Raw genomic sequence first — 22600 nt, 5'->3', positions numbered from 1 at the left:
CCAGGCTCCACCCCACCACCGTTCTGACCAGGAGTAGGCACCATGAAGACAACCCGACTGCGCGCCGTGGCGCTCAGCATCACCGCCGTGGCGCTCGGCTCGGCAACACTCGCCGGCTGCGGCTCGTCCAACAACAGCGACGGCGCCAGCGCCAGCAAGGGCTCGGTCACCATCAGCGTCGAAGGCTGGCGCCCTGGTGACCAGCAGGCCACGATCGACTACGTGAAGCAGCAGGCCGCGGCCTTCCACAAGCTGCACCCCGACATCACCATCGTGCCCAAGGAGTGGCAGTGGAACGCCGCCACCTTCCCGGCGCAGCTCGCCGGCGGGACCCTCCCGGTCTCCTTCCGGGTGCCCTTCACCGACACCAAGGGCCTGGTCGCGCGGCACCAGGTTGCCGACGTCGACCAGGACATCCGGGCACTGCCGTACTTCGACACCCTCAACAAGAACGTGCTGGCCGCGGCCGAGGGCACCGACGGCAAGGTCTACGGTCTGCCCAGCGACGTCTACGCCAACGGGCTGCACTACAACCGCACCTTGTTCAAGCAGGCCGGCCTCGACCCGGACAAGCCGCCGACGACCTGGGACGAGGTCCGCGCCGACGCCAAGGCCATCCACGACAAGACCGGCCAGGCCGGCTTCGGTGAGATGACCAAGTCCAACACCGGCGGCTGGATCCTGACGACCCTCACCTACGCGATGGGCGGGCGGGTCGAGAGCGAGGACGGCAAGACCGCGACCCTCGACAACCCGGGCACCGAGCAGGCGCTGCAGATGCTGCACGACATGCGTTGGGAGGACGGCTCGATCTCGCCGAACAACTCCTACGACTGGGCCGGCGTCAACCAGGCGTTCGCCGCCGGCAAGATCGGCATGTTCGTCTCGGGCTCCGACGTCTACAACGCGCTGGTGACCACCGACAAGATCAACCCCGACGACTACGGCCTGACGGCGATCCCGCTGACCGACTCCTCCGACGCCGGCGCCCTCGGTGGTGGCTCGGTCAACGTCGTCAGCGCCAAGGCGAGCCCCACCGAGGCCAAGGCCGCCGTGGAGTGGGCCGACTTCTTCCGCGTGAAGAAGTACACCGACCAGGACGCCGCCGTCGCCGACGCGAAGGCGCAGACCGCCAGCAAGCAGCCGGTCGGTACGCCGACGTTCCCGATCTTCGACCAGGCCTCCTACACGAACTACCAGACCTGGATCAAGGACTACGTCAACGTGCCGCTGGGCCAGATGCAGGGCTACACCGACTCCATGTTCGCCCTCAAGCTGGTCGCCGAGCCGGCGGTCCAGACCCAGGGTGTGTACGGCGCCCTCGACCCCGTCGTGCAGAAGGTGCTCAGCGACAAGGGCGCTGACATCCCCAGCCTGCTCCAACAGGCGAACCAGAAGGCTCAGCAGATCATCGACCAGGGCTGATATGACGCAGATCCAGGCGCCGGCCGGGCAGCAGCCCGGCCGGCGCCGCCCGACGTACACGACCCCCGCCTCGCCAGGGTCCGATCCCCACGGCCCCCACACCGGCCGGGCGGCGCGGGCGCTGGCCCGGGTGTCGGGCTGGTGGCGCGGCGGGGGACCCGTCACGGTGCTGTTCCTGCTGCCGATGCTGCTCGTCTTCGGGCTGTTCTCCTGGTGGCCGATCGCCCGCACGGTGGTGATGGCCTTCCAGCAGACCAACCTGGTCGAGCCGGCGCACTGGGTCGGCTTCGCCAACTTCCACCGCGTGCTGAGCGATCCACTGCTGCCCACCGCGCTACGCAACACCGTCGTCTTCGCCGGCCTCGCGTTCGTGATCGGCTATCCCATTCCGCTGCTGCTGGCGATCGCGATGAGCGACCTGCGCCGGGCCCGTGGCCTGTACGCCGTACTGGCCTATCTTCCGGTGGTGGTCCCACCAGCCGTCGCGGTGCTGCTGTGGCAGTTCTTCTACGACGCGAGCGGCGACGGCGTGTTCAACACCGTGCTCGGCTGGTTCGGGATCGGTCCGGTGCCATGGCTGGTCTCCGCGCACTGGGTGCTGCCCTCGCTGGTGATGGAGGCGACCTGGGCAGCGGCCGGTGGCACGGTGATCATCTACCTGGCCGCGCTGACGTCGGTCCCCAAGGAGCTGTACGACGCCGCCGAGGTCGATGGTGCCGGAATCTGGCGCAAGCTCTTCCACATCACCCTGCCGCACCTGCGCGCGATCATGCTGGTCACCCTGATCCTGCAGATCATCGGCACCGCACAGGTGTTTCTCGAGCCGTATCTGTTCACCGACGGCGGACCGGACAACGCCTCGCTCACGGTGCTGCTCCTGATCTACAACTACGCCTTCGGCAGCACCACCGGAGGCGGCGACTACGGGGATGCCACCGCACTGAGTCTGCTGCTGGCGCTCGCCCTGGCGCTGCTGTCCTGGATCTACTTCCGTCTCACCCGTTCCTGGAGCGACTCATGAGCGAGAACAGCTTCGTCTCCACGACCGACCTGCGACGTACCGGCGTCCGCTGGGCACGGCGGATCCTCAACGTGGTCATCCTGCTGCTGTTGGTGGTGGTCGCCCTCGGACCGCTGTTGTGGCTGGCCAAGTCGGCGGTCACACCGGCTCAGGACACCCTGCGCAAGCCGATGGCGATCTGGCCGAACGGGCCGGACTGGTCGATCCTCGGCGACGCCTGGAACGGCCTCCACCTCGGCCACTACATGGTGAACACGCTGATCATCGCGGCCGGTTCCTGGGCGGTGCAGATGCTGGTCGCGACCACCGCGGGCTACGCGCTCTCGGTGCTGCGGCCCTCCTACGGCCGCTTCCTGTACGGCGCCGTCCTCGCCACCATGTTCGTGCCCACGGTGGTGCTGCTGGTGCCGCTCTACCTCACCGTGCTCAAGCTGCCGCTGATCCACACCTCCCTGGTCAACACCTACTGGGGAGCATTCCTGCCGGCCGGCGCGAGCGCGTTCAACGTGGCCCTGATGAAGCGCTTCTTCGACAACCTCCCGCGCGAGATCCTGGAGGCCGCCCGGGTGGATGGAGCGGGCCCGGTGCGGCTCTTCACCTCCATCGTGCTGCCGATGTCGCGGCCGGTTCTCGGTGTGGTGTCGGTCTTCGCGCTCCTCGCCGCCTGGAAGGACTTCATCTGGCCGTTGATCGTGCTGCCCGACCCGGAGAAGCAGCCGATCTCGGTGCGGCTGCCGTCGCTGGCCCCGGTGACGCCGATCGACACCTTCCTGGCCGCGCTGCTGATCTCGACGGCGCTGCCGATCGTGTTCTTCTTGTTCTTCCAGCGCTTCTTCCTGCGAAGCGAGGGTCTCGAGGGCGCCGTGAAGGGCTGAGAGGTCGGATTCCTCCACAGGGAGCCAGGCGGGGCGGACCCTCCACAGGCTGGCCGTCTCTGGCCGCGGCCGCCCGTTCGGGTGGCTAGCGTGCTGGTCAATTCCTCCGGACTCCCTCACACTGGGATGGTGATCTCCTTGTCGCTCGACACGTGGGTCTCGCTCGCCGTGGTGGTCACTGCCGCCGCCAGCCTGTATGCCGCGTTGCGTCGCGACATCAAGGGTGAGACGGGCTCGCTGCGGGTGGAGTTGAAGCAGGACATCGCTGAGCTGCGGACCGAGCTGAAGCAGGAGATCGCCGACACTCGGACTGAGCTGAAGCAGGACATGGTGGAGCTGCGGACTGAGCTGAAGCAGGACATGGCGGAGCTGCGGACCGAGCTGAAGCAGGACATGGCGGAGCTGCGGACCGATCTGAAGACCGATATCGCTCGACTCGACGACAGGATCTACGGGCTCGCCGCCGGCATGCGGCCGCCATGGGAGCAGAAGCGCGCGGACTAGGTCGCCTCAGAAGCGCTTGGACCAGACGTTGACCGCGTAGTCGACCTCGAGCCCCTGGTGCTCTGCGAGCACGGCGTCGGCCACCTCGCGGGCGAACTCGATCCTGACCACCGCCTCCAGGTCATCGCGGGAGGAGAACCGCCAGCCCATGTCGACGCTGCTCCGCGCCCAGCCGTGCAGCGACCAGAACCGCTCCACCGCGGCCGCGTCGATGCCGGGATAGCCCTGCTGGAACCACCGGCCGAACGTCGAGCGGGTGGCGTCGTTGTCGATCACCAACGCCGTGCCGCCGCGGCGTACGACGCGATCGAGCTCCGCGAGGCCGGGCTCGCCCCCGGGGCCGAAGAAGTAGGCCCATCGCACGTGCACCACGTCCACCGACGCGTCCGGCAGCGGGATCGCCTGGGCCACCCCTTGTTGGACAGAGACGTTGCCCAGACGCCGGGTACGCCGGCGCGCGAGCGCGACCAGATCGGGATGCGGCTCGACTCCGACGACCGAGCGCGCCGTCTCAGCGAAGCGGGGCAGGTGGAAGCCACTGCCACAGCCGAGGTCGAGCACGTCACGGCCCTGCCAGGAGGTGATCGACTGCAGCGTGGACCAGAGTCGCCCGTCGGGGTCGGCGGCGAGGTTCTCCAGCTCGTAGGTCGCCGTGTGGTGCCAGATGTTCGGGCTCGGCACCGCTCCCGCGGCCGGCCCGGTCAAGGGCCTGGCCTCAGATCCGCACGTCGCCGTTGGGCGTGGTGAACTGCGCGGCGAGCAGGCCCGGGGTGCCGTGCTCGGCGACCCAGTGCATCGCGACGTCCTCGGCCGGCCGGCCGGTGTAGGGGTCGGTGCGCTCCTTGAACTCGTCGGCGAGGTAGTCCTTGACGCGCTGCTTCTCGCCCGAGATCTCGATGCAGGTCAAGGTGACGTCCGAGCCGGCGTTGCCCGGGTGGAGCTCCGGGGTGAGCCAGTGGATGAAGTAGGGCAGCTGCGGGTCGGCGATCAGGCCGTTGATGCCGATCTGCTTCCACCGCAGCGCGGTGCCGTCGGGCAGGTGGCGGTTGCCGTCGACCCACGGGCGGCCGAGCCGTTCCTCGACCGGCGCCATGTCCTCGACCGAGACGACCCAGCCCATCCAGCCGCCGCCGAGAGCGGAGCGGGCCTTGACGGCCTGGCCGAACGGCGCCTTGTCGGAGGCCGGGTGATCGAGCGCCTCGACGACCTCCAGGTAGATCCCACCGCGCAGCGGCAGCGTCATGTTGCGCGTGCCGAAGCGAGGGTGCACGCCCCCGTCGACGAAGTCCTGGCCGAGCAGCTCGCCGATCCGCTTCGCGGTGCTGATCAGGCCGTCAGGGCCGGCGGCGTAGGAAAGATGGTCCAGGCGCATGCCTTGATTCTGAACACACCCTGGCTCCACACCAACATGGGGGTCGAGGTGTCTTGATATCGAGACAGTGAAGACACCCCCGCCGACCGCCGAGGGACGGTCGAACGACTGGCGAACAACTGCCTGGGGCGACCCTCAGTGCGGATCGGCGGGATGGATCGCCAACAGCGATCGCGAGCGCAGGTGCGCCTCGCAGTGATGGGCCAGCTCGGCATAGGCAGCCTCGCCCATCAGCGCGACCAGCTCGGCGCGGCTGGTCAGGTAGAGCGGCTCCGCGGCGACGTGGGCGACCGGATTGCCGGTGCAGTACCAGTCCAGGTCATGTCCACCCGGTCCCCAGCCGCGGCGGTCGTACTCCCCGATGCTGACCTCGGTGTAGGTGGTGCCGTCCTGGCGCTCCACGTCACGGAACGTACGCCGCAGCGGCAGCTGCCAGCAGACGTCGGGCTTGGTCTCCAGCGGGTTGCGGCCCTGCTGCAGCGCGAGGATGTGCAGCGCGCATCCGGCGCCGCCCTCGAATCCCGGGCGGTTGTGGAAGACGCACGCCTGCTGCCCGTCGACCTCGACGGCCAGGGTCTTGCGCTCACCCTCGTCGTCCTTCGCGACCCAGTCGCTGCGTTTGACCTTGCGCCCGGCGGGCCTGAGCTGCCACAGCTCGGGGGTGAGCTGATCGACGTACGCCGCGACGCGCTCCTCGTCGTCCTCGTCCGAGAAGTGCGCCCCGAGGGTGCAACAGCCGACATCGGGGGCCGAGGCGTAGATGCCGGCGCAGCCCTGCCCGAAGATGCAGCTGTAGCTCGACGTCAACCAGGTCAGGTCGCAGCGCAGCACCTCCTCGGCGTCGTCGGGATTGACGAACTCCACCCAGGCGCGGGGGAAGTCGAGGGGTACTTCGGGCATGAGCCGAAGCGTACGGCGTGGGCCAGCACTCGTCGTGCCGCGCCTGGCGCCAGCCGGACGAGGCGTCGTACGCCGTCCGACGACACGCGCAGGCAATGTGCCGGCCACGATCGCCCGGTAGCGTGGGGCCCATGCGGCTGGGCGTGCTCGACATCGGCTCCAACACCGGTCACCTGCTGGTCGTGGATGCCCACGGCGGCGCTGCGCCGCTTCCGGCGTACTCCTACAAGCAGCCGCTGCGGCTGGCCGAGCACCTCGACGAGCACGGCGCCGTCACCCAGCGCGGGATCGATGCACTGACGACCTTCACCGCCGCGGCGCTCGGCGTCGCCGAGGACAAGGGCTGCGCCGAGATGCTCTCGTTCGCGACGTCGGCGGTGCGCGACGCGGTCAACTCCGACGCCGTGCTGGAGCACGTGCGCGAGCAGACCGGGGTGACGATCGACGTGCTGGCAGGTGAGGACGAGGCCCGGTTGACCTTCCTGGCGGTGCGTCGCTGGTTCGGTTGGTCGGCGGGACGGCTCGCGGTGTTCGACATCGGCGGCGGCTCGCTGGAGCTGGCCGGCGGCACCGACGAGGGCCCCGACGTGGCCTGGTCGCTGCCGCTGGGCGCGGCCCGACTCGCCAGCACCTACTTCACCGACGCTGACCACGCCCCCGGCGAGGACGTCATCAGGGACCTGCGCAAGCGGATCCGTGCCTCGATCGCGCAGGATGCCGGCCACCTGATCCGCGCCGGCGCGTGCGACAAGGCGGTGGCGACCTCGAAGACCTTCCGCAGCCTGGCCCGGATCTGCGGCGCCGCCCCCAGCGGAGACGGCCCGCTCGTACGCCGGACGCTGCCGCTGGAGGAGCTGAGCCGCTGGGTGCCCAAGCTGGTGGGGATGTCGCGCCGTGAGCTCTCCGGACTGCCCGGCGTCAGCGCAGACCGCGCCCACCAGATCGTGCCCGGCGCGTTCGTGGCCGAGGCCTGCATGGACATCTTCGACCTGCCGGAGCTCGAGATCTGCCCGTGGGCGCTGCGCGAGGGCGTGATCCTCGAGCGGCTCGACCAGATGAGCGTCCGGATCCGATGAGGACACCATGAGGACTCGACGATGACCCGCATCGGCCTTTCCACCGTCTCGGTCTACCCCGAGTCGACCGCGCACGCGTTCGGCTACGCGAAGTCGGTCGGCTACGACGCTGTCGAGGTGATGGTCGGCGTCGATGCGCTGTCCCAGCAGACCTCGGCGGTGCAGCAGCTCAGCGAGCACCACGACATACCGATCTCGGCGGTGCACGCGCCGTGCCTGCTGTTCACCCAGCGGGTCTGGGGCACGGACCCGTGGGGCAAGCTCGAGCGTTCTGCCGAGATGGCGCACGCGGTCGGTGCCGGCACGGTGGTGGTGCACCCGCCGTTCCGCTGGCAGAAGGACTACGCCGCGGGCTTCGTCGAGGGGATCGCCAAGCTGGAGGCCAACACCGGCCTGTTCTTCGCCGTGGAGAACATGTATCCCTGGCGGGCCTCGAAGCGCTCGATGCAGATGTACCTGCCGCACTGGGACCCCTCGACCGAGGACTATGCCAACACCACCATCGACCTCTCCCACGCCGCCATCGCGCAGGACGACGTGATCGCGATGGCCGACCGGCTCGGCGGCCGGTTGCGGCACATCCACCTCACCGACGGCACCGACGGCGCCAAGGACCAGCACCTGGTCCCGGGTCGGGGAGACATGCATGCCGCCGCCTTCCTGCGACACCTCGCCACGACCGGGTTCGACGGCGAGATCGTGCTGGAGATCAACACCCGCAAGGCCGCCTCCAAGACCGATCGGGAGGCGGACCTGCGCGAGTCGCTGGAGTTCGCGCGCGAGCACTTCCGGGCGTGAGCACGCGGCGCCGGCGTACGCCGTAGCCTTCCCCCGTGAACACTGCGCAGTCCATCACCGCCATCATCGGCGTCGGCAACATGGGCGAGGCCGTGCTGGCCGGTCTGCTCAAGGCGGGTCACGCACCCGAGGCGGTCATTGCCGGAGTACGCCGACGCGAGCGGGCGACCGAGCTCGCCGAGACCTATGGCGTGGACGCTGTCGACCCGGCCGACGCGGCCGCCCGCGCCGATGTACTGGTGCTGGGGGTGAAGCCCTACCAGGTCGTCGACCTGCTGAGCGGCCTCTCGCTGCGCCCCGGCCAGCTGGTGGTCTCGCTGGCCGCCGGTCTGACCACCGCGTCGATCGAGGCGGCCGTCCCCGCCGGCGTCGGCGTCGTACGGGTCATGCCCAACACGCCCTCGGCCATCGGCGAGGGGATGTCCGCGATCTCCGCTGGCACGACTGCCACCTCCGAGCAGGTGAGCCTGACCGAGGAGCTGCTCGGCGCCATCGGAGCGGTGGCGGTGGTGCCGGAGGCGCAGATCGATGCGGCCGCGGCCCTCAGCGGCTCGGGCCCCGCCTACGTCTTCTACATCGCCGAGGCGATGATCGAGGCCGGTGTGCACCTCGGGCTCAGCCGTGCGGTCTCGGCGCAGCTGGTCAACCAGACCCTCGTCGGGTCGGCGATGATGCTGCGGGAGAGCGGCGAGCACCCCGCAGTGCTCCGGGAGAACGTCACGTCGCCCGGTGGCACCACCGCCGCCGCCCTCCGCGTCTTCGAGAACGCCGCGCTGCGCGGCACGCTGCTCGAGGCCACCCGGGCCAACCGCGACAGGTCGCGGGAGATCGCGCGCGGCGAGGGGTAACACGATGTTCAGGGGGAGTCGCAGCCCGTCTGGACAGGCTGCTGCCACCACCCACTTCGTGCCACTCCCGGCGCCTCAGCCCACCCCCACCGCAGCCTCAGCCGCCGCCAGCACCGGCGCGGTGACCTCCCGGCACACCGCCGCACCGGCCGCATAGACAGCCGTCACGTGGGCCGGGTCCGCGGCGAGCTCCCGGTAACGCTTCTGCAGCGGCTCCAGCTCGGCGACGACAGCGTCTGCCACGGCCTTCTTCAACGCCCCGTACGTCGAGATCCCCGCAGCCGACCCGCCGCACGCCTGCAGGATGTCGAGCAGGTTGGTGACGCCCGGCTTCTGCGCTCGATCGGATCGCACGGCCGAGGCGCCGACATCGGAGTCGGTGACCGCGCGCATCACCTTGCGCCGGATCACCTCGGGCGGGTCCAGGAGGAAGATCGAGCCGCTGTGGTCGTCGCCGGCCGACTTGGACATCTTCCGCTCGGGCGCGGCCAGGTCCATCACCCGGGCGCCGCGTGGTGGGTGCACCGCCCGCGGCACGGTGAAGACCTCGCCGTACTCCCGGTTGAACCTCAGCGCCAGGTCGCGGGTCAGCTCGACGTGCTGCCGCTGGTCGTCGCCGACCGGGACCTCGGCGGTGCGGTAGAGCAGGATGTCCGCGGCCATCAGTGCGGGGTAGGTGTAGAGCGAGGCCCGCGAGGAGACGGCGCCCTTCTCCTTGAACTGGATCATCCGGTTGAGCTCGCCGGTGCTCGCCACGCACTCCAGCAGGTAGGCGAGCGAGCGGTGCGAGGGCACCTGTGACTGCACGAAGAGCGTCGCGGCATCCAGGCCGCACGCGAGCAGCAGCGTGCTCATCTCCGCCACCCGCGAGCGCAGCAGGGCGGGAGAGTGCGGGGTGGTCAGCGCGTGCAGGTCGGCGACGCCGAAGTACGACGAGGGCCCCGCGGCGGCCGCCATCGGACGGAGGGCGCCGAGCAGGTTGCCCAGCGTGAGCCGGCCGGAGGGGGTGATCAGCGAGAGGGTGTTCATGAAGGTCCTCCTGAGGGGTGGGCCCACAGGAGTGCCGTGCAGAACACGATCGGCCGCCCGTGGGCGGCCGATGGGGTGGTGCGCTCGATCAGTGGGGCCGCCGAATCAGGCGGGCCACCACTGCTGGGTCTTGATCGTGAGCACAGCCACAGTCTGGCACACCGGCCCGGTACCGTCAGGGCCATGGATGCGTGCTCCGGGCGGTCGGCGGTCGTCTATGACTCCAGCCTGGGCGAGTACGACTTCGGGCCCAATCACCCGATGGCCCCGCTGCGGGTGTCGCTGACGATGCGGCTGGCCGGAGACCTCGGCGTACTCGATCGGCTGGATGTGGTCCCTGCCCCGATGGCCTCCCTCGACCAGCTGGTCACGGTGCACGACCCGGCGTTCATCGAGGCGGTCGAGAAGGCCGGTGCCTCGATGCGCCCCGACCTCGACCACGGGCTGGGCACCGACGACAACCCGCTGTTCCCGCAGATCCATCACGCGAGCGCGCACATCGTCGGCGCCAGCGTGGAGGCGTGCCGCCGGGTGTGGGAGGGCGAGAACATCCACGCCGCCAACCCGATGGGCGGCCTGCACCACGCCATGCCCGGCCGGGCGAGCGGCTTCTGCATCTACAACGACGTCGCTGTCGGCATCCAGTGGCTGCTCGACCACGGTGCGCAGCGGATCGCGTACGTCGACGTCGACGTCCACCACGGCGACGGCGTGGAGCGGGTGTTCTACGACGACCCGCGGGTGCTCACCATCAGCCTGCACGAGACCGGGCAGATGCTCTTCCCGGGGACCGGCTTCGCCAACGACGTCGGTGGCCGGGACGCGCAGGGCAGCGCCGCCAACGTGGCGCTGCCGCCGGGGACCGCCGACCACGGCTGGCTGCGGGCGTTCCACGCGGTGGTGCCCGACCTGGTGCGCGAGTTCCGCCCCGAGGTGCTCGTGACCCAGCAGGGCTGTGACTCGCACGCCGAGGACCCGCTCGCCGACCTGATGCTCAGCGTGGACGGCCAGCGCGCCGCCTACCTCGCCCTGCACGAGCTCGCCCACGAGGTCGCGGGCGGCAAGTGGGTCGCCTTCGGCGGCGGGGGGTACGCCGTGGTCGACGTGGTGCCGCGGGCCTGGACCCACCTGCTCGCCGTCCTCAGCGGTACGCCGGTCGAGCCGTGGGTCGAGGTGCCGGCGGGCTGGCGCGAGCACGTCCGCGAGCTGGTCGGGCTCGATGCGCCGCGATTGATGACCGACGGCAAGGTCCCGGCGTACCGTGACTGGAGGCAGGGATATGACCCCAACACGTGGCTGGACCGGCAGGTAAACGCCACCCGCACCGCGGTCTTTCCCCTGCTCGGGCTCGACCCGCTGCCCTGACAGAGGGTCCGTGCGGGAGGACGAAACGGCTTGCATGCAAGGCGACACGCCGTAGGTTTGAAATTCCCACAGGTTTCCTCTTCCCCATCAGTCACAGCGGGCACTAATCTCACGGACAGCACAGCGCGTGTGAGCATCGGTGGGGAAGCCGATGGCGCGTTGAACAGGCTGGCCCTTTAGAAAGTGTGGAACACGATGGCTGCCAACAAGCCCGGTGACATCTCTGACAGCACCTTCCTGACCGTCGCCGAGGTGGCCGCGATGATGCGCGTCTCCAAGATGACCGTCTACCGACTCGTCCACAGTGGCGAGATGCCGGCCGTTCGGGTCGGCCGATCCTTCCGCGTCCGCGAGGAGGACGCGAACGAATACCTGAAGAACTCCTTCTACAACGCCGGCTGAGAAGCCGCCGGCCGCCGGTCGAGGCGCTGTCGGTGGGGTGCGCGACGTCTCGTGCCGCGCACCGATTCCGCACCGCTTCGCCGCGACCGTTAGGCTGGCCCGACCGGCGGACGCAACTCTGCCGGTTCACCGGCGAAGGTCGCCGGTTGAGTCGAAAGGTTGATCCGTGGGTTCTGTCATCAAGAAGCGTCGCAAGCGGATGGCGAAGAAGAAGCACCGCAAGCTGCTGAAGAAGACGCGCGTCGCCCGTCGCAAGCTCGGCAAGTGACGCTCGGATCACGCTGATCTCGCGTTAGAGCCGGTGGCTAGCGCAGGGCGGGTCGTTCTCGTCACCGGGGTCTCCCGAGACCTCGGGCGCAGGTTTGCGCGCGCAGCCGCTGCTCACCCCAACGTCGAGCGGGTGATCGGCGTCGACGTCGTCCCGCCGCGTGGAGACATCGGCGGGATGTCGTTCGTCCGCGCCGATATCCGCAACCCGGTGATCGCCAAGGTGATCGCCAAGGAGGACGTCGACACCGTCGTCCACATGAGCATCATCTCGACCCCCGGCAGCACCGGCGGGCGGTCGACGATGAAGGAGCTCAACGTCATCGGCACGATGCAGCTCCTCGCTGCCTGCCAGAAGGCGGCGACGGTGCGTCACCTCGTGGTCAAGTCCACCGCTCACGTCTACGGCGCGAGCAATCGCGACCCGGCGATGTTCACCGAGACGTCCGAGACCCGGCGTGCCGGTGGTGGCTATGCCAAGGACGTCGCCGAGATCGAGGGCTACGTCCGTGGCTTCGCCCGCCGCCGCCCCGACGTCTGCGTGACCACGCTGCGCTGCACCAACGTGATCGGACCGAAGGTCGAGAGCCCGATGGCGAGCTATCTGCGGCTGCCGTTGATCCCGCGCCGGATCGGATTCGATCCTCGCCTGCAGTTCCTGCACGAGTCGGATCTCTACGCCGCTCTCGCGCACGCGGTGCGCTCGGAGATCTCCGGGACCTTCAACGTCGCCGGCGCCGGGGTGATGCCGCTCTCGCAGGTGGTCCGCCGGCTGCAGCGCCCGACATTGCCGGTGCCGTCGTTCGGCCTCGGCCTGCTGCGCCCCGCCCACGTCGCACCGGTCTCGCCCGAGCTCCGCGCGCTGCTGACCTTCGGCCGCGGCATCGACACCACCCGGACCCGCGAGGTGCTCGGCTTCGAGCCCGCTTACACCACCGCTGGGGCGCTCGACGACTTCGCCGCCGGCCTTGTGCCCACCGGTGGACGGATCGACAGCCTGCTGGCCGCGGTCGAGGAGCGCCTGCCCTCCAACCGGGGCGTCGAGCACCAGCTCCACGCCATCGGCCAGGCCGCCGGTGAGGACCACGAGCATGGGTGACGCCGAGATCATCCCGATCGGCACCCGTGGCCGCCCCGGTCGCGGGACCGGTCGCGCGCCGTCCGCAGCAGCCCGCGCACTCGCGAAGCCGAAGAAGCCGGTCGAGAAGTCACCTTCCGCGGTCCCAGAGGTCACATCCGGAGAGTCGAGTGGCCACGACGACCCGGTCGTGCCCACGGAGGTCGTCGCCCCCGCGGAGACGGTCACGACCCAGGGTCCGGCGTACAGCCAGGACAGGGGGCCGCTCAAGGGCATCCCGCTCGCCGACTGGCAGGCCGCCCTGGATGTCGCCGCCCGCGAGGTCTTCGGCGAGGATTGGGAGCCGCAGCTGGCCGGCTTTCTGGCGTTCCTGCGCCGGCGTGTGACGGGGGACTACGCCGTCGACGAGTTCGGCTTCGACGCCGAGCTCACCCAGCGGTTCTTCGTCAGCCTGCTGCGCCCGATCGCGCAGAAGTGGTTCCGGATCGAGGTCCGCGGTCTGGAGAACATCCCCGCCGACGGCGGCGCACTGGTGGTCTCCAACCACTCCGGCACGCTGCCGATCGACGGTCTCATGACGATGGTGACGCTGCACGACCACGCCGCTCGCTCGCTGCGCCCGCTCGGTGCGGACCTCGTCTTCAAGCTGCCGTTCATCGGCTCGCTCGCCCGCAAGGGTGGTGTCACGCTCGCCTGCAACGAGGACGCCGAGCGGCTGTTGCGCAGCGGTGAGCTGGTCGGGGTCTGGCCGGAGGGCTTCAAGGGCATCGGCAAGCCTTACAGCGAGCGCTACAAGCTGCAGCGGTTCGGCCGCGGCGGGTTCGTCTCTGCCGCGCTGCGCACCGGCGTGCCGATCGTGCCGCTCTCGGTCGTCGGGGCCGAGGAGATCTATCCGCTCGTCGGCAACGTTCCGGCGCTTGCCAAGGTGCTGGGCGTGCCGTATCTGCCGGTCACGCCGTTCTTCCCGCTGCTCGGCCCGCTGGGGCTGATCCCCCTGCCGTCGAAGTGGCTGATGGAGTTCGGCGAGCCGGTGCGCACCGACGAGTACGACGCCAGCGCGGCCGACGACCCGATGCTCGTCTTCAACGTCACCGACCAGGTGCGAGAGACCATCCAGCAGACGCTGTACTCGCTGCTGATGCAGCGGCAGTCCGTCTTTCACTGAGGTCCGCCGGTCGTCCGGCGGTCGTCGGGTGGGCGCGGTTGTGTGGGGTCCGGTTGTGTGGGGCCCGGCTGATGTGGGGCCCGGCTGGCCCTGGCGGCGCGTGGGGGCAGGCCTACCGCCGCGCGCGGCTCGTTCCTCGCCGGCGCGTCGTCCGGCAGCGCCCCTGGCGGCGCCCCAGGGTCAGCCGTGCCCCACGACTTCCGTGCCCAGGGTCAGCCGTGCCCCACGATTTCCGTGCCCAGGGTCAGCCGTGCCCCACAACGCCGCGCCCCGATGATCGGGGGCTTGTGCTCGCGTTGGTCAGGTGGGTTACGGGGCGGGCGTCTGGCCGGTGCCGAGCAGGCCGCCGACCAGACCGTTGACGGTGCCGAGGAGGCCGTCGACCGTGCCGTCGACGCCGTTGGTGACGCCCTTGACCGCGTCGCCGAGCGAGGTCGGTGTCGACGTCGGCGTGTGTGGCAGGACCTTCGTGACGGGGTCCGAACCGCCATCCGTCGAGACGGCCCCCGTCGAGGGCTGGGTGGAGGCCTGCGAGGAGGGGTCGACGTTCGCCGGGCCGACAGTGGACGGGACCGAGGGGAGCTTGATCGGCTTGGGGTCCTTGGCCTTGCTCGACGACGGGGACTGCAGCGACCTGGTCAGCGCGTCCAGCGAGTTGGAGACAGGCGTCAGGAGCGACTCGGGCAGGGAGGTGATCGGACTGCCGCCGCAGCTCGGGCAGGCGTTGTGGGCGGCGGTGTCGATCGTGAGCACTGTCTGAGCGGCTTCGGTCAGCGCCTGCTGGGACGAGTCGGGCACCAGTGGCTCGAGCACGGTGAGCTGGTCGATGCTGTCGGCGGTGAACCGCTGCAGCTTCGCGATGGACGCGGCATCGTCGTGCTGCTCGTAGTTGCTCAGCAGCAGATCCGAGGCCTTCTTCGCCTGCTGGCTGAAGGCGTTCAGGGTGCTGTTGATCTCGTCGCTGTTGTCCGACGAGCTGCGAGCGAGGTCCCCGACCTCCTCCAGACGGGTGCCGGCGTCGCTGAGCAACGCCGTGCCCTTGCCGTTGTCGCTGGGGGTGAAGCCGGCACGGACGTTCTCGATGGCCCGCTTGACCGGGTAGAGCGTCTCGCCGGGCAGAGCGCCCTGGGAGGCCAGCGCCGTACCGGCACTCGCACCGATGATCGCAAGCGAGGCGATCCCGGCCGTGAGGCGGCGCTCGTGCCGCCGCCGAGTGGCAGGGTTGCCGCGGACGGTGAGTCGCTCCTCGACCTCGGTCGCCGGTGTGAGCTCGGTGGCGGCGGCGGCCATCAGCCGCTCGCGAAGATCGGCGGAGAAGTCCGCCCGAGGCGTCACCTGCGGGACGTCTGCCAGGCCGGCGGCGAAGGTGGCCAGTTCGGCCAGCTCGGCGGGAACGGGCCCGGAGGCAGGGGTGCCCTGCCGGGCGGCCTCGACCAGGCGGTCGAAGTCGTCGGCACGACGACGCATGCTGAACGCCGGGCTCATCGCGGTGGTCCTACTCGGTCGGTGTGGGCGAGTGCAGGGAAGGGCAGAGCGTGCGGGGTGGTGTCGCTCCGCATCGCCAACGAACCGCGGTCGCCATAGGTTACGGCCGTTGCAGGCGTGATCCTCGTGTGCTGCATCACCCACGCAGCCCTTCGGGCAGCAGCTTCGCCAGATTGCGTACGCCGCGCAGCTGCAACTGCTTGACGGCGCCGTCGCTGCGACCGAGCACCGCGGCCGTCTCGGCGATCGAGAGCCCCTGCAGGAACCGCATCACGACGCAGTCACGCTGCTCGTCGGGCAGCTTGGCCAGGGCCTTGAGCAGGGCCTCGTTCGTGAGGCCGGCCAGCACTGCGGCTTCCGGCCCCTCGGTCGCGTCGTCGTGCTGCCCCATGTCCTCGGTGGTCAGCTCCAGCCGCGTGCGACCCGCCTTGAAGTGGTCGGTGGCGAGATTCCGGGCGATCGTCATCAGCCAGGCGCCGAAGTCCTTGCCCTGCCAGCGGAACCCGTTCATCGAGCGCAGCGCCCGGAAGAAGGTCTCCGAGGTCAGGTCCTCGGCCAGGGTGGCCGAACGGGTCCGGTAGAAGAGGAAGCGATAGACCGCGGTGTGGTAGTGGTCGTAGAGCATCCCGAACGCTTCGGAGTCGCCCTTGCGGGCCAGCTCGACCAGCCCGATCAGGCGCGTGCGCTCGGCAGCCGAGACCTCTGAGGAGGCCGCCAGGGCCTCGTCATCGGGGCCCTCGCCATCGCCCCGCGCCGGACCACCGCTGCCGCGCTCGGGGGCGGAGGCCGAGGAGGCGGCCTCGGAGTGGAGGATGTGGGCTGCAGTGCCCGCTAGGGCGGGCTCCACCAGCAGGGCAGCAACCGCCACACGAAGGGCATGGAGCCCACGCGCGACGTCCTTGCCGTACTGCGGCATCGTGTGGTCCCTCCCCACTGTCCCCCGAGACGAACGCCACTCTACGGTCCGCTCAAGTCGCTTGTCAGGCGTCCAGACGCCAGCTGGCAGTTCGGGTCATGTGGCGACCCGGACGATCGGTGTGACTAGCGACGCTTCTCGCGCAGCGTCGACGCCGCCGCGACGGCTCCCGCGGCAGCGCCGCCCACCAGACCGGCCGCGAAGCCGACCCGGGCCGCCTTCCGACCGGTGCGGTAGTCGCGGATCGGCCAGCCGTGCGCCTTGGCGTGGCGGCGCAACCGGGCGTCGGGATTGACCGCGCAGGGTCGGCCGACCAGCTGCAGCAGGGGCAGGTCGTTGGCCGAGTCGGAGTAGGCGGCGCACTGGCTGAGATCGAGGCCCTCGCGCGCGGCGAGCGCCTTGACCGCCTCGGCCTTGGCCGGCCCGTGCAGCATGTCGCCGACCAGCTGGCCGGTGTAGACACCGTCGACGTGCTCGGCGACCGTGCCCATCGCTCCGGTCAGGCCGAGCTTGCGGGCGATGATCTGGGCGATCTCGACGGGGGCGGCGGTGACCAGCCAGACCCGCTCGCCCTGGTCGAGGTGGAGCTGGGCCAACGCTCGGGTGCCGGGCCAGATCCGGTCCGACATCGCCTCGTCGAAGATCTCCTCGCCGACCTCCTGCAGCTCGCGCACGGTGTGGCCGGCGATGAAGCTGAGCGCGGAGTTGCGAGCGGCCTCGACGTGCTCGGGGTTCTCCACCCCGACGAAGCGGAAGTAGGCCTGCTTCCAGGCCGCGCCCACGATGTCGCTGGTCGTGAAGAACTTGCGCCGGTACAGGCCCCGCGCGAGGTGGAAGATCGAGGCGCCCTGCATCACCGTGTTGTCCACGTCGAAGAACGCGGCGCTGACCTTCTCGTTCGGAGTCGACAACGCCGACTCGACCTCGGCGGACGCGGCGGAGGCCTCGCCGGCCAGCACCGAGCGTCGCTGCAGATCCTTGCGGCGCAGCTCGTCGCGGCGTCGCTGACGATCACGAGCGGTGCTCATGCCTGCCACCCTAGGGGTTGTACGACGATGGGCGACACTGGTCCCGTGGCTGCACGCATCACACTCTTCTCCCGTCCCGGCTGTCATCTGTGCGACGAGGCCCGCACCGTCATCGAGCGGGTCTGCGCCGACCTCGGCGAGAGCTACGTCGAGCACTCCATCGACGAGGATCCGGCCCTGCGGGCGCGGTACGGCGAGGAGATCCCGGTGACCCTCGTGGACGGTCGGCAGCACGACTTCTGGCGGGTCGACGAGGCTCGGCTGCGGGCGGCCCTGGCGCACCCTGTTGTCTGATGGCTCACACCGTTGTGCTAGTCGGCTCGGCTCGTTTTGTTCTCCCGTTCACAAACTCCTAGAGTGATCAGGCCGCTGGGCGACCCCGGGTTGTGACAGACCCCCACCCTCGGCGTGGCATGAAAGAGCACACAGTGACGGCACGAAGCAACGACAGTGCCCGGGACATCCCCGAGGCCACCGTCGCCCGGCTTCCCGTCTACCTCCGTGCGCTCGTCGCCCTGGCCGAGCAGCAGATCAGCACCTGCTCCAGCGAGGAGCTCGCCGCCGCCGCCGGGGTCAACTCCGCGAAGCTGCGCAAGGACCTCTCCTACCTGGGCTCCTATGGCACCCGCGGGGTCGGGTACGACGTCGACTACCTGCGCTACCAGATCGCCCGCGAGATCGGCGTGACCCAGGACTGGCCTGTGGTCATCGTCGGCATCGGCAACCTGGGCCACGCCCTGGCCAACTTCTCCGGCTTCCGCAGCCGCGGCTTCCGGGTGGTCGGCCTGCTCGACGCGGACCCGGACATGAAGGACCAGACCGTGGCGGGCCTGCAGGTGCGTCCGTTCGACGACCTGCCCGAGATCGCCACCGAGAACGGCGTCGCGATCGGCGTCATCGCGGTGCCGGCGGTCGCCGCCCAGGACGTCGCCGACGCGCTGGTCGCCGCCGGCATCACCAGCATCCTCAACTTCGCTCCGACCGTGCTGTCGGTGCCGGAGCGGGTCGACGTACGCAAGGTCGATCTCTCCATCGAGCTCCAGATCCTGGCGTACCACGAGCAGCGGAAGGCGGTTCAGACGCTGTGAGCATCCTTGTCGTCGGTATCAGCCACAACTCGGCCCCGGTCCAACTGCTCGAGCAGCTCGCGATCGATCACGACGGGCTGCACAAGCTCCTCCAGGACGTCGCCCACACCGAGCACGTCACCGAGGCGACGGTCATCGCGACCTGCAACCGGCTCGAGGTCTACTCCGAGGTCGACCGGTTCCACGGTTCGGTGGAGCAGCTCTCCCGGCTGCTGGTCGAGCGGTCCGGCGTCCGGGTCGAGGACGTCCTGCCCCACCTGTACGTGCACTACGACGACGGTGCCGTCTCCCACCTCTTCAAGGTCGCTGCCGGCCTCGACTCGATGGCGGTCGGCGAGGGCCAGATCCTCGGCCAGACCCGGGCCGCGCTCCAGCTCGGCCAGGAGCTGGGCACTGTCGGCCCGGCGCTCAACACTCTCTTCCAGCAGGCGCTGCGGGTCGGCAAGCGCAGCCATGCCGAGACCGACATCGACAAGGCCGCGCCGTCGCTGGTCAGCGCGTCCCTGGAGCGTGCCCGCGCCACCGTGGGTGACGTCAGCGGGTTGCGCGTCGTCGTCCTGGGCGCCGGCGCGATGGCCGGGCTGGCCACCGCCACCGTCTCCCGGCTCGGCGCCCGCGAGATCGTCGTCGTCAACCGCACGCCCGAGCGGGCCGAGCGTCTCGCCGCCGAGTACGGCGGACGCGCCGCCGCGCTGGCCGACATCGCCATCGAGGTCGCCCAGGCCGACGTGGTGATCGCCTGTGCCGGCGCCCGGAGCGTGCTGGTGACACCGCAGATGGTGGGGACGCGGCCGGTCGCGCTGATCGACCTCGCGCTGCCGCACGACATCGACCCCGCGTGTGCCGACGTACCCGGGGCGACGCTGATCGACCTGGGCACCCTCGCCGACGAGCTGCAGGCCTCCGAGGCCGGCCAGGAGGTCGTCGCGGTCCGCGGGATCGTCTCCCAGGAGGTCACCGCCTTCCTCGCCGCCCGCAGGCAGGCTCAGGTCACGCCGACGGTGGTGGCGCTGCGGACGATGGCGACCAACGTCGTCGAGGCCGAGATGGCGCGCCTGGACGGTCGCCTGCCGGCGCTCGATCCGACAACGCGCGACGAGGTGCTGCGCGCCGTACGCCGCGTCGCCGACAAGCTGCTGCACGAGCCGACGGTGCGGGTCAAGGAGCTGGCGAACGAGACCGGCGCGATCTCCTACGAGCGCGCGCTCGCCGAGCTGTTCGCGCTCGACCCGGAGGCAGTCAGTGCTGTCACCCGGCCCGGGCTCGGGGAGGTGGAGCAGTGATGCGTCTCGGTACCCGCCGCTCCCACCTCGCGATGACCCAGTCCGGCCACGTCGCCGACGCGATCCGCGAGCTCGGTCACGACGTGGAGCTGGTCGAGGTCGTCTCCGCCGGCGATCGCACCCAGGCCGCTGGCACGCCGATCACCGGCACCACGTCGACCGGCGTGTTCGTCAACGCGCTGCGCGACGCCCTGCTCGCCGGCGAGATCGACCTGGCCGTGCACTCGCTCAAGGACCTGCCGACCTATCCGCACGAAGGCGTCACGCTGGTCGCGATCCCGCCCCGCGAGGACCCGCGCGACGTCGTGGTGGCCCGCGACGGCCTGACCCTCGGCGAGCTGCCGCAGGGCTCGAGGGTCGGGACCGGTTCGCCGCGACGCACCGCGCAGGTGCACGCGCTCGGCCTCGGTTTGGAGATCAGCGGTGTGCGTGGCAACGTCGACACCCGCATCGGCAAGGTCCGGAGCGGTGAGTACGACGCCGTCGTGCTCGCCCGCGCCGGTCTCGCCCGCATCGACCGGCTCGATGACGTCACCGAGGTGCTCGATCCGCTGCAGGTGCTGCCGGCCCCGGGGCAGGGTGCGCTGGCGATCGAGTGTCGCAGCGACGACACCGAGCTGATCGCTGTGCTGAGCCGGCTCGACGACACTCACACACGTGCCGCCGTCACGGCTGAGCGGGTCGTGCTGGCCACCCTCGAGGGTGGCTGCGCGGCCCCGATCGGGACGCTCGCCGAGGTCGTCGAGGGTGACGACGGAGACGAGCTCTGGGTGCGGGCGGTCGTGCTCTCGGCCGACGGCGCGGTGGCGATCCGGCGTTCGGCGTCGGGTCCGGTCACCGATGCCGGTGGCGTGGGGGAGCGGCTCGCCAAGGACATACTCGCCGACGGGGCGGCGGAGCTGTGACGGCACGGATTCACAGACGGGCCCCGAAGCGGGCACAGACGAGGGACATGGGCAGCGGCGCATCCGGCGTCGACGCTCTCGAGCAGGGAATGGTGCACACGGCATGACCAACAAGAGCCCCAACAACGGGCACAGTGAGCTGGGCTGGGTGTCGTTCGTGGGCAGCGGCCCGGGCGATCCGGACCTGCTGACCGTGCGGGCGGTCGAGCTCCTCAGGCGGGCCGACGCGGTCGTCACCGAGGCGCCCGAGCATGCTGCGATGGTGCGCACCCTGCTGGGTCTCACCGAGGAGACCGAGGGCGGTCCCGAGCTGATCGACGGCGGCTTCGGCGAGGACGGCCAGCCGATGACCCACGCTGCGCGCGCCAAGGTCGTGGTCAAGCGCGCCAAGCGCGGTGGGCACGTGGTGCGCCTGATGAACGGCGACCCGTTCCTCTACGCCTCGGGTCCGGAGGAGGCGCAGGCCTGTGCCAAGGCCGGCATCGGCTTCGAGATCGTTCCCGGCGTCTCCAGCGTGAGTGCCGTCCCGGCGTACGCGGGCATCCCGCTGACCACCAAGGACCACCGCGAGATCGCCGTGGTCACCTGCGGGGAGAAGGTGGACTGGAGCCGGTACGCCGACGAGCGCACCCTCGTGCTGCTCTCGGGTGTCGGCCTGATCGGCGAGGTGGCGGCCGAGCTGGTCGCAGCGGGCCGCAAGCCTGAGACCCCCGTATCGATCACCCGCGTCGGCACCACCACCGAGCAGTCGACGCTGACCTCGACGCTGGCGAACGTCGCCGCCGACGTACGCGCCGCTCGGATCGCCCCGCCGGCGATCATCGTGGTGGGCAAGGTCGTCGACCTGCGTCAGACGCTGTCCTGGTTCGAGACCAAGCCGCTGTTCGGCTGGCGGGTGCTGGTCCCACGCACCAAGGAGCAGGCCCCGGCGCTCTCGCAGCGGCTGCGCTCCTTCGGAGCGGTGCCCGAGGAGGTGCCCACGATCTCGGTGGAGCCGCCGCGGAACCCGCAGCAGATGGACAAGGCGATCCGTGGTCTGGTCGAGGGCCGCTACGAGTGGATCGCCTTCACGTCGGTCAACGCCGTCAAGGCGGTCCGGGAGAAGTTCGACGAGTACGGCCTCGACGCCCGCGCCTTCTCCGGTCTGAAGATCGCCGCCGTCGGCGACAAGACCTCGGCGGCGCTGCTGGACTGGGGCCTGCGGCCCGACCTGATGCCCGAGGCCGAGAACCAGTCGGCTGCCGGTCTGCTGGAGGTCTGGCCCGAGTTCGACGAGCTGATCGACCCGATCAACCGTGTCTTCCTGCCGCGCGCCGACATCGCCACCGAGAACCTCATCGCGGGCCTGGTCGACCTCGGCTGGGAGTGCGACGACGTGACCGCCTACCGCACCGTCCGGGCCGCGCCGCCGCCGGCGCCGACCCGGGACGCGATCAAGACCGGCAAGTTCGACGCCGTCGTCTTCACCTCGTCCTCGACGGTGCGCAACCTGGTCGGCATCGCCGGCAAGCCGCACGCCTCGACCATCATCGCGGCGATCGGTCCGGCCACCGCGAAGACGGCCGAGGAGCACGGTCTGCGCGTTGACGTGATGGCGAGTTCGCCGTCGGTCGAGGCGCTGACCGCGGCGCTCGCCGACTTCGGTGCCGCCCGCCGTACCGCGCTGGTCGAGGCCGGTCAGCCGGTCACCAAGCCGAGCGAGCGCAAGCCTGCCGGTCGGCGCGCGCGAGCCAAGTAGCGTCGGTTCGTCGAGGTATGCAGCCGAACCGA

General features: G+C 70.3%; 24 protein-coding genes. 17 read left to right on the top strand and 7 right to left on the bottom strand.

The genetic code is table 11. The features are described 5' to 3' along the window. Positions 1-42: 42 nt before the first annotated feature. The 4 genes from H036_RS0102470 to H036_RS21570 all read left to right on the top strand — a co-directional run bounded on the left by H036_RS0102470 (position 43) and on the right by H036_RS21570 (position 3825). Complete coding sequence (locus H036_RS0102470; RefSeq protein ID WP_017933188.1) at positions 43-1425, top strand: ABC transporter substrate-binding protein; 1383 nt, start codon at positions 43-45, stop codon at positions 1423-1425. 1 nt (position 1426) lies between these two features. After that, positions 1427-2446: a carbohydrate ABC transporter permease gene (locus H036_RS0102465; RefSeq protein WP_017933187.1), complete on the top strand. Its 1020-nt coding sequence runs from the start codon at positions 1427-1429 to the stop codon at positions 2444-2446. After that, positions 2443-3321 (top strand): carbohydrate ABC transporter permease, encoded by an 879-nt coding sequence (locus tag H036_RS0102460; protein ID WP_017933186.1) that lies wholly within the window; start codon positions 2443-2445, stop codon positions 3319-3321. The genes H036_RS0102465 and H036_RS0102460 overlap by 4 nt, the downstream gene beginning before the upstream one ends. A gap of 129 nt (positions 3322-3450) precedes the next feature. Then, entirely contained in the window at positions 3451-3825 is a 375-nt protein-coding gene (locus H036_RS21570) for a hypothetical protein (RefSeq protein ID WP_157416945.1), read from the top strand. Between the two features lie 6 nt (positions 3826-3831). Here H036_RS21570 and H036_RS0102445 read toward each other — a convergent pair whose 3' ends face one another. The 3 genes from H036_RS0102445 to H036_RS0102435 all read right to left on the bottom strand — a co-directional run bounded on the left by H036_RS0102445 (position 3832) and on the right by H036_RS0102435 (position 6097). Continuing rightward, the gene (locus tag H036_RS0102445) at positions 3832-4530 is read right to left on the bottom strand and encodes a class I SAM-dependent methyltransferase (RefSeq protein ID WP_017933184.1); all 699 of its coding nucleotides are present in this window, start codon (positions 4528-4530) and stop codon (positions 3832-3834) included. 10 nt (positions 4531-4540) lie between these two features. After that, complete coding sequence (locus tag H036_RS0102440; protein WP_017933183.1) at positions 4541-5197, bottom strand: VOC family protein; 657 nt, start codon at positions 5195-5197, stop codon at positions 4541-4543. A 135-nt stretch (positions 5198-5332) separates the two neighbouring features. Beyond that, entirely contained in the window at positions 5333-6097 is a 765-nt protein-coding gene (locus H036_RS0102435) for a hypothetical protein (RefSeq protein WP_017933182.1), read from the bottom strand. Between the two features lie 131 nt (positions 6098-6228). Here H036_RS0102435 and H036_RS0102430 point away from each other — a divergent pair, with 131 nt between their 5' ends. The 3 genes from H036_RS0102430 to proC are packed head-to-tail and all read left to right on the top strand — an operon-like array spanning position 6229 to position 8819. Then, on the top strand, positions 6229-7173 hold the full coding sequence (locus H036_RS0102430) for a Ppx/GppA phosphatase family protein (protein WP_017933181.1): 945 nt from the start codon (positions 6229-6231) through the stop codon (positions 7171-7173). A gap of 21 nt (positions 7174-7194) precedes the next feature. Next, on the top strand, positions 7195-7971 hold the full coding sequence (locus H036_RS0102425; protein WP_017933180.1) for a sugar phosphate isomerase/epimerase family protein: 777 nt from the start codon (positions 7195-7197) through the stop codon (positions 7969-7971). Positions 7972-8006: 35 nt separating this feature from the next. After that, positions 8007-8819 carry a pyrroline-5-carboxylate reductase gene (gene proC, locus H036_RS0102420; protein WP_017933179.1) on the top strand — a complete coding sequence of 271 codons (813 nt, stop codon included), beginning with the start codon at positions 8007-8009 and terminating at the stop codon, positions 8817-8819. A 75-nt stretch (positions 8820-8894) separates the two neighbouring features. Here proC and trpS read toward each other — a convergent pair whose 3' ends face one another. Continuing rightward, the gene (trpS, locus tag H036_RS0102415) at positions 8895-9848 is read right to left on the bottom strand and encodes a tryptophan--tRNA ligase (protein ID WP_017933178.1); all 954 of its coding nucleotides are present in this window, start codon (positions 9846-9848) and stop codon (positions 8895-8897) included. Positions 9849-10031: 183 nt separating this feature from the next. Between trpS and H036_RS0102410 the strand changes: the two genes are divergently transcribed. From H036_RS0102410 to H036_RS0102390, 5 genes are all read left to right on the top strand, one after another. Then, positions 10032-11213 (top strand): acetoin utilization protein AcuC, encoded by a 1182-nt coding sequence (locus H036_RS0102410; RefSeq protein ID WP_017933177.1) that lies wholly within the window; start codon positions 10032-10034, stop codon positions 11211-11213. A 195-nt stretch (positions 11214-11408) separates the two neighbouring features. After that, entirely contained in the window at positions 11409-11615 is a 207-nt protein-coding gene (locus tag H036_RS0102405; protein ID WP_017933176.1) for a helix-turn-helix domain-containing protein, read from the top strand. A 166-nt stretch (positions 11616-11781) separates the two neighbouring features. Further along, the gene (locus H036_RS24765) at positions 11782-11883 is read left to right on the top strand and encodes a 30S ribosomal protein bS22 (protein ID WP_017933175.1); all 102 of its coding nucleotides are present in this window, start codon (positions 11782-11784) and stop codon (positions 11881-11883) included. Between the two features lie 33 nt (positions 11884-11916). Next, complete coding sequence (locus H036_RS0102395) at positions 11917-12981, top strand: NAD-dependent epimerase/dehydratase family protein (protein ID WP_081615406.1); 1065 nt, start codon at positions 11917-11919, stop codon at positions 12979-12981. Beyond that, positions 12974-14125 (top strand): lysophospholipid acyltransferase family protein, encoded by a 1152-nt coding sequence (locus H036_RS0102390; RefSeq protein ID WP_017933173.1) that lies wholly within the window; start codon positions 12974-12976, stop codon positions 14123-14125. The genes H036_RS0102395 and H036_RS0102390 overlap by 8 nt, the downstream gene beginning before the upstream one ends. Positions 14126-14434: 309 nt before the next feature. Here the strand turns inward: H036_RS0102390 and H036_RS0102385 are convergent, their stop codons facing one another. The 3 genes from H036_RS0102385 to H036_RS0102375 all read right to left on the bottom strand — a co-directional run bounded on the left by H036_RS0102385 (position 14435) and on the right by H036_RS0102375 (position 17554). Further along, complete coding sequence (locus H036_RS0102385) at positions 14435-15610, bottom strand: DUF5667 domain-containing protein (RefSeq protein ID WP_017933172.1); 1176 nt, start codon at positions 15608-15610, stop codon at positions 14435-14437. Positions 15611-15746: 136 nt separating this feature from the next. Further along, on the bottom strand, positions 15747-16526 hold the full coding sequence (locus tag H036_RS0102380) for a sigma-70 family RNA polymerase sigma factor (protein ID WP_017933171.1): 780 nt from the start codon (positions 16524-16526) through the stop codon (positions 15747-15749). A gap of 125 nt (positions 16527-16651) precedes the next feature. After that, entirely contained in the window at positions 16652-17554 is a 903-nt protein-coding gene (locus H036_RS0102375) for an HAD family hydrolase (protein WP_017933170.1), read from the bottom strand. 45 nt (positions 17555-17599) lie between these two features. On the opposite strand from H036_RS0102375, the gene H036_RS0102370 reads away from it, so the two are divergent. From H036_RS0102370 to H036_RS0102350, 5 genes are all read left to right on the top strand, one after another. Then, positions 17600-17848, top strand: a complete 249-nt coding sequence (locus H036_RS0102370) for a glutaredoxin family protein (RefSeq protein WP_017933169.1) — start codon at positions 17600-17602, stop codon at positions 17846-17848. Between the two features lie 119 nt (positions 17849-17967). After that, positions 17968-18642: a redox-sensing transcriptional repressor Rex gene (locus H036_RS0102365; RefSeq protein WP_036487136.1), complete on the top strand. Its 675-nt coding sequence runs from the start codon at positions 17968-17970 to the stop codon at positions 18640-18642. Continuing rightward, positions 18639-19925: a glutamyl-tRNA reductase gene (locus H036_RS0102360; RefSeq protein ID WP_017933167.1), complete on the top strand. Its 1287-nt coding sequence runs from the start codon at positions 18639-18641 to the stop codon at positions 19923-19925. The genes H036_RS0102365 and H036_RS0102360 overlap by 4 nt, the downstream gene beginning before the upstream one ends. Beyond that, positions 19925-20830, top strand: a complete 906-nt coding sequence (gene hemC / locus H036_RS0102355; RefSeq protein ID WP_017933166.1) for a hydroxymethylbilane synthase — start codon at positions 19925-19927, stop codon at positions 20828-20830. Before H036_RS0102360 ends, hemC begins: the two co-directional genes overlap by 1 nt. A gap of 103 nt (positions 20831-20933) precedes the next feature. Next, on the top strand, positions 20934-22568 hold the full coding sequence (locus H036_RS0102350; protein ID WP_017933165.1) for a uroporphyrinogen-III synthase: 1635 nt from the start codon (positions 20934-20936) through the stop codon (positions 22566-22568). Positions 22569-22600 lie beyond the last annotated feature (32 nt).

This window comes from Nocardioides sp. Iso805N (assembly GCF_000364605.1).
Lineage (GTDB): Bacteria > Actinomycetota > Actinomycetes > Propionibacteriales > Nocardioidaceae > Nocardioides.
The sequence above is the reverse complement of the archived record's forward strand: the minus strand, read 5'-3'. Positions and strand labels throughout refer to the sequence as shown.

Coding starts and splice junctions, on each gene's coding strand:
- H036_RS0102470 (WP_017933188.1), top strand. CDS start 43: ATGAAGACAACCCGACTGCGCGCCGTGGCGCTCAGCATCACCGCCGTG.
- H036_RS0102465 (WP_017933187.1), top strand. CDS start 1,427: ATGACGCAGATCCAGGCGCCGGCCGGGCAGCAGCCCGGCCGGCGCCGC.
- H036_RS0102460 (WP_017933186.1), top strand. CDS start 2,443: ATGAGCGAGAACAGCTTCGTCTCCACGACCGACCTGCGACGTACCGGC.
- H036_RS0102440 (WP_017933183.1), bottom strand. CDS start 5,197: ATGCGCCTGGACCATCTTTCCTACGCCGCCGGCCCTGACGGCCTGATC.
- H036_RS0102435 (WP_017933182.1), bottom strand. CDS start 6,097: ATGCCCGAAGTACCCCTCGACTTCCCCCGCGCCTGGGTGGAGTTCGTC.
- H036_RS0102430 (WP_017933181.1), top strand. CDS start 6,229: ATGCGGCTGGGCGTGCTCGACATCGGCTCCAACACCGGTCACCTGCTG.
- H036_RS0102425 (WP_017933180.1), top strand. CDS start 7,195: ATGACCCGCATCGGCCTTTCCACCGTCTCGGTCTACCCCGAGTCGACC.
- trpS (WP_017933178.1), bottom strand. CDS start 9,848: ATGAACACCCTCTCGCTGATCACCCCCTCCGGCCGGCTCACGCTGGGC.
- H036_RS0102410 (WP_017933177.1), top strand. CDS start 10,032: ATGGATGCGTGCTCCGGGCGGTCGGCGGTCGTCTATGACTCCAGCCTG.
- H036_RS0102405 (WP_017933176.1), top strand. CDS start 11,409: ATGGCTGCCAACAAGCCCGGTGACATCTCTGACAGCACCTTCCTGACC.
- H036_RS0102390 (WP_017933173.1), top strand. CDS start 12,974: ATGGGTGACGCCGAGATCATCCCGATCGGCACCCGTGGCCGCCCCGGT.
- H036_RS0102385 (WP_017933172.1), bottom strand. CDS start 15,610: ATGAGCCCGGCGTTCAGCATGCGTCGTCGTGCCGACGACTTCGACCGC.
- H036_RS0102380 (WP_017933171.1), bottom strand. CDS start 16,526: ATGCCGCAGTACGGCAAGGACGTCGCGCGTGGGCTCCATGCCCTTCGT.
- H036_RS0102375 (WP_017933170.1), bottom strand. CDS start 17,554: ATGAGCACCGCTCGTGATCGTCAGCGACGCCGCGACGAGCTGCGCCGC.
- H036_RS0102365 (WP_036487136.1), top strand. CDS start 17,968: ATGAAAGAGCACACAGTGACGGCACGAAGCAACGACAGTGCCCGGGAC.
- hemC (WP_017933166.1), top strand. CDS start 19,925: ATGCGTCTCGGTACCCGCCGCTCCCACCTCGCGATGACCCAGTCCGGC.
- H036_RS0102350 (WP_017933165.1), top strand. CDS start 20,934: ATGACCAACAAGAGCCCCAACAACGGGCACAGTGAGCTGGGCTGGGTG.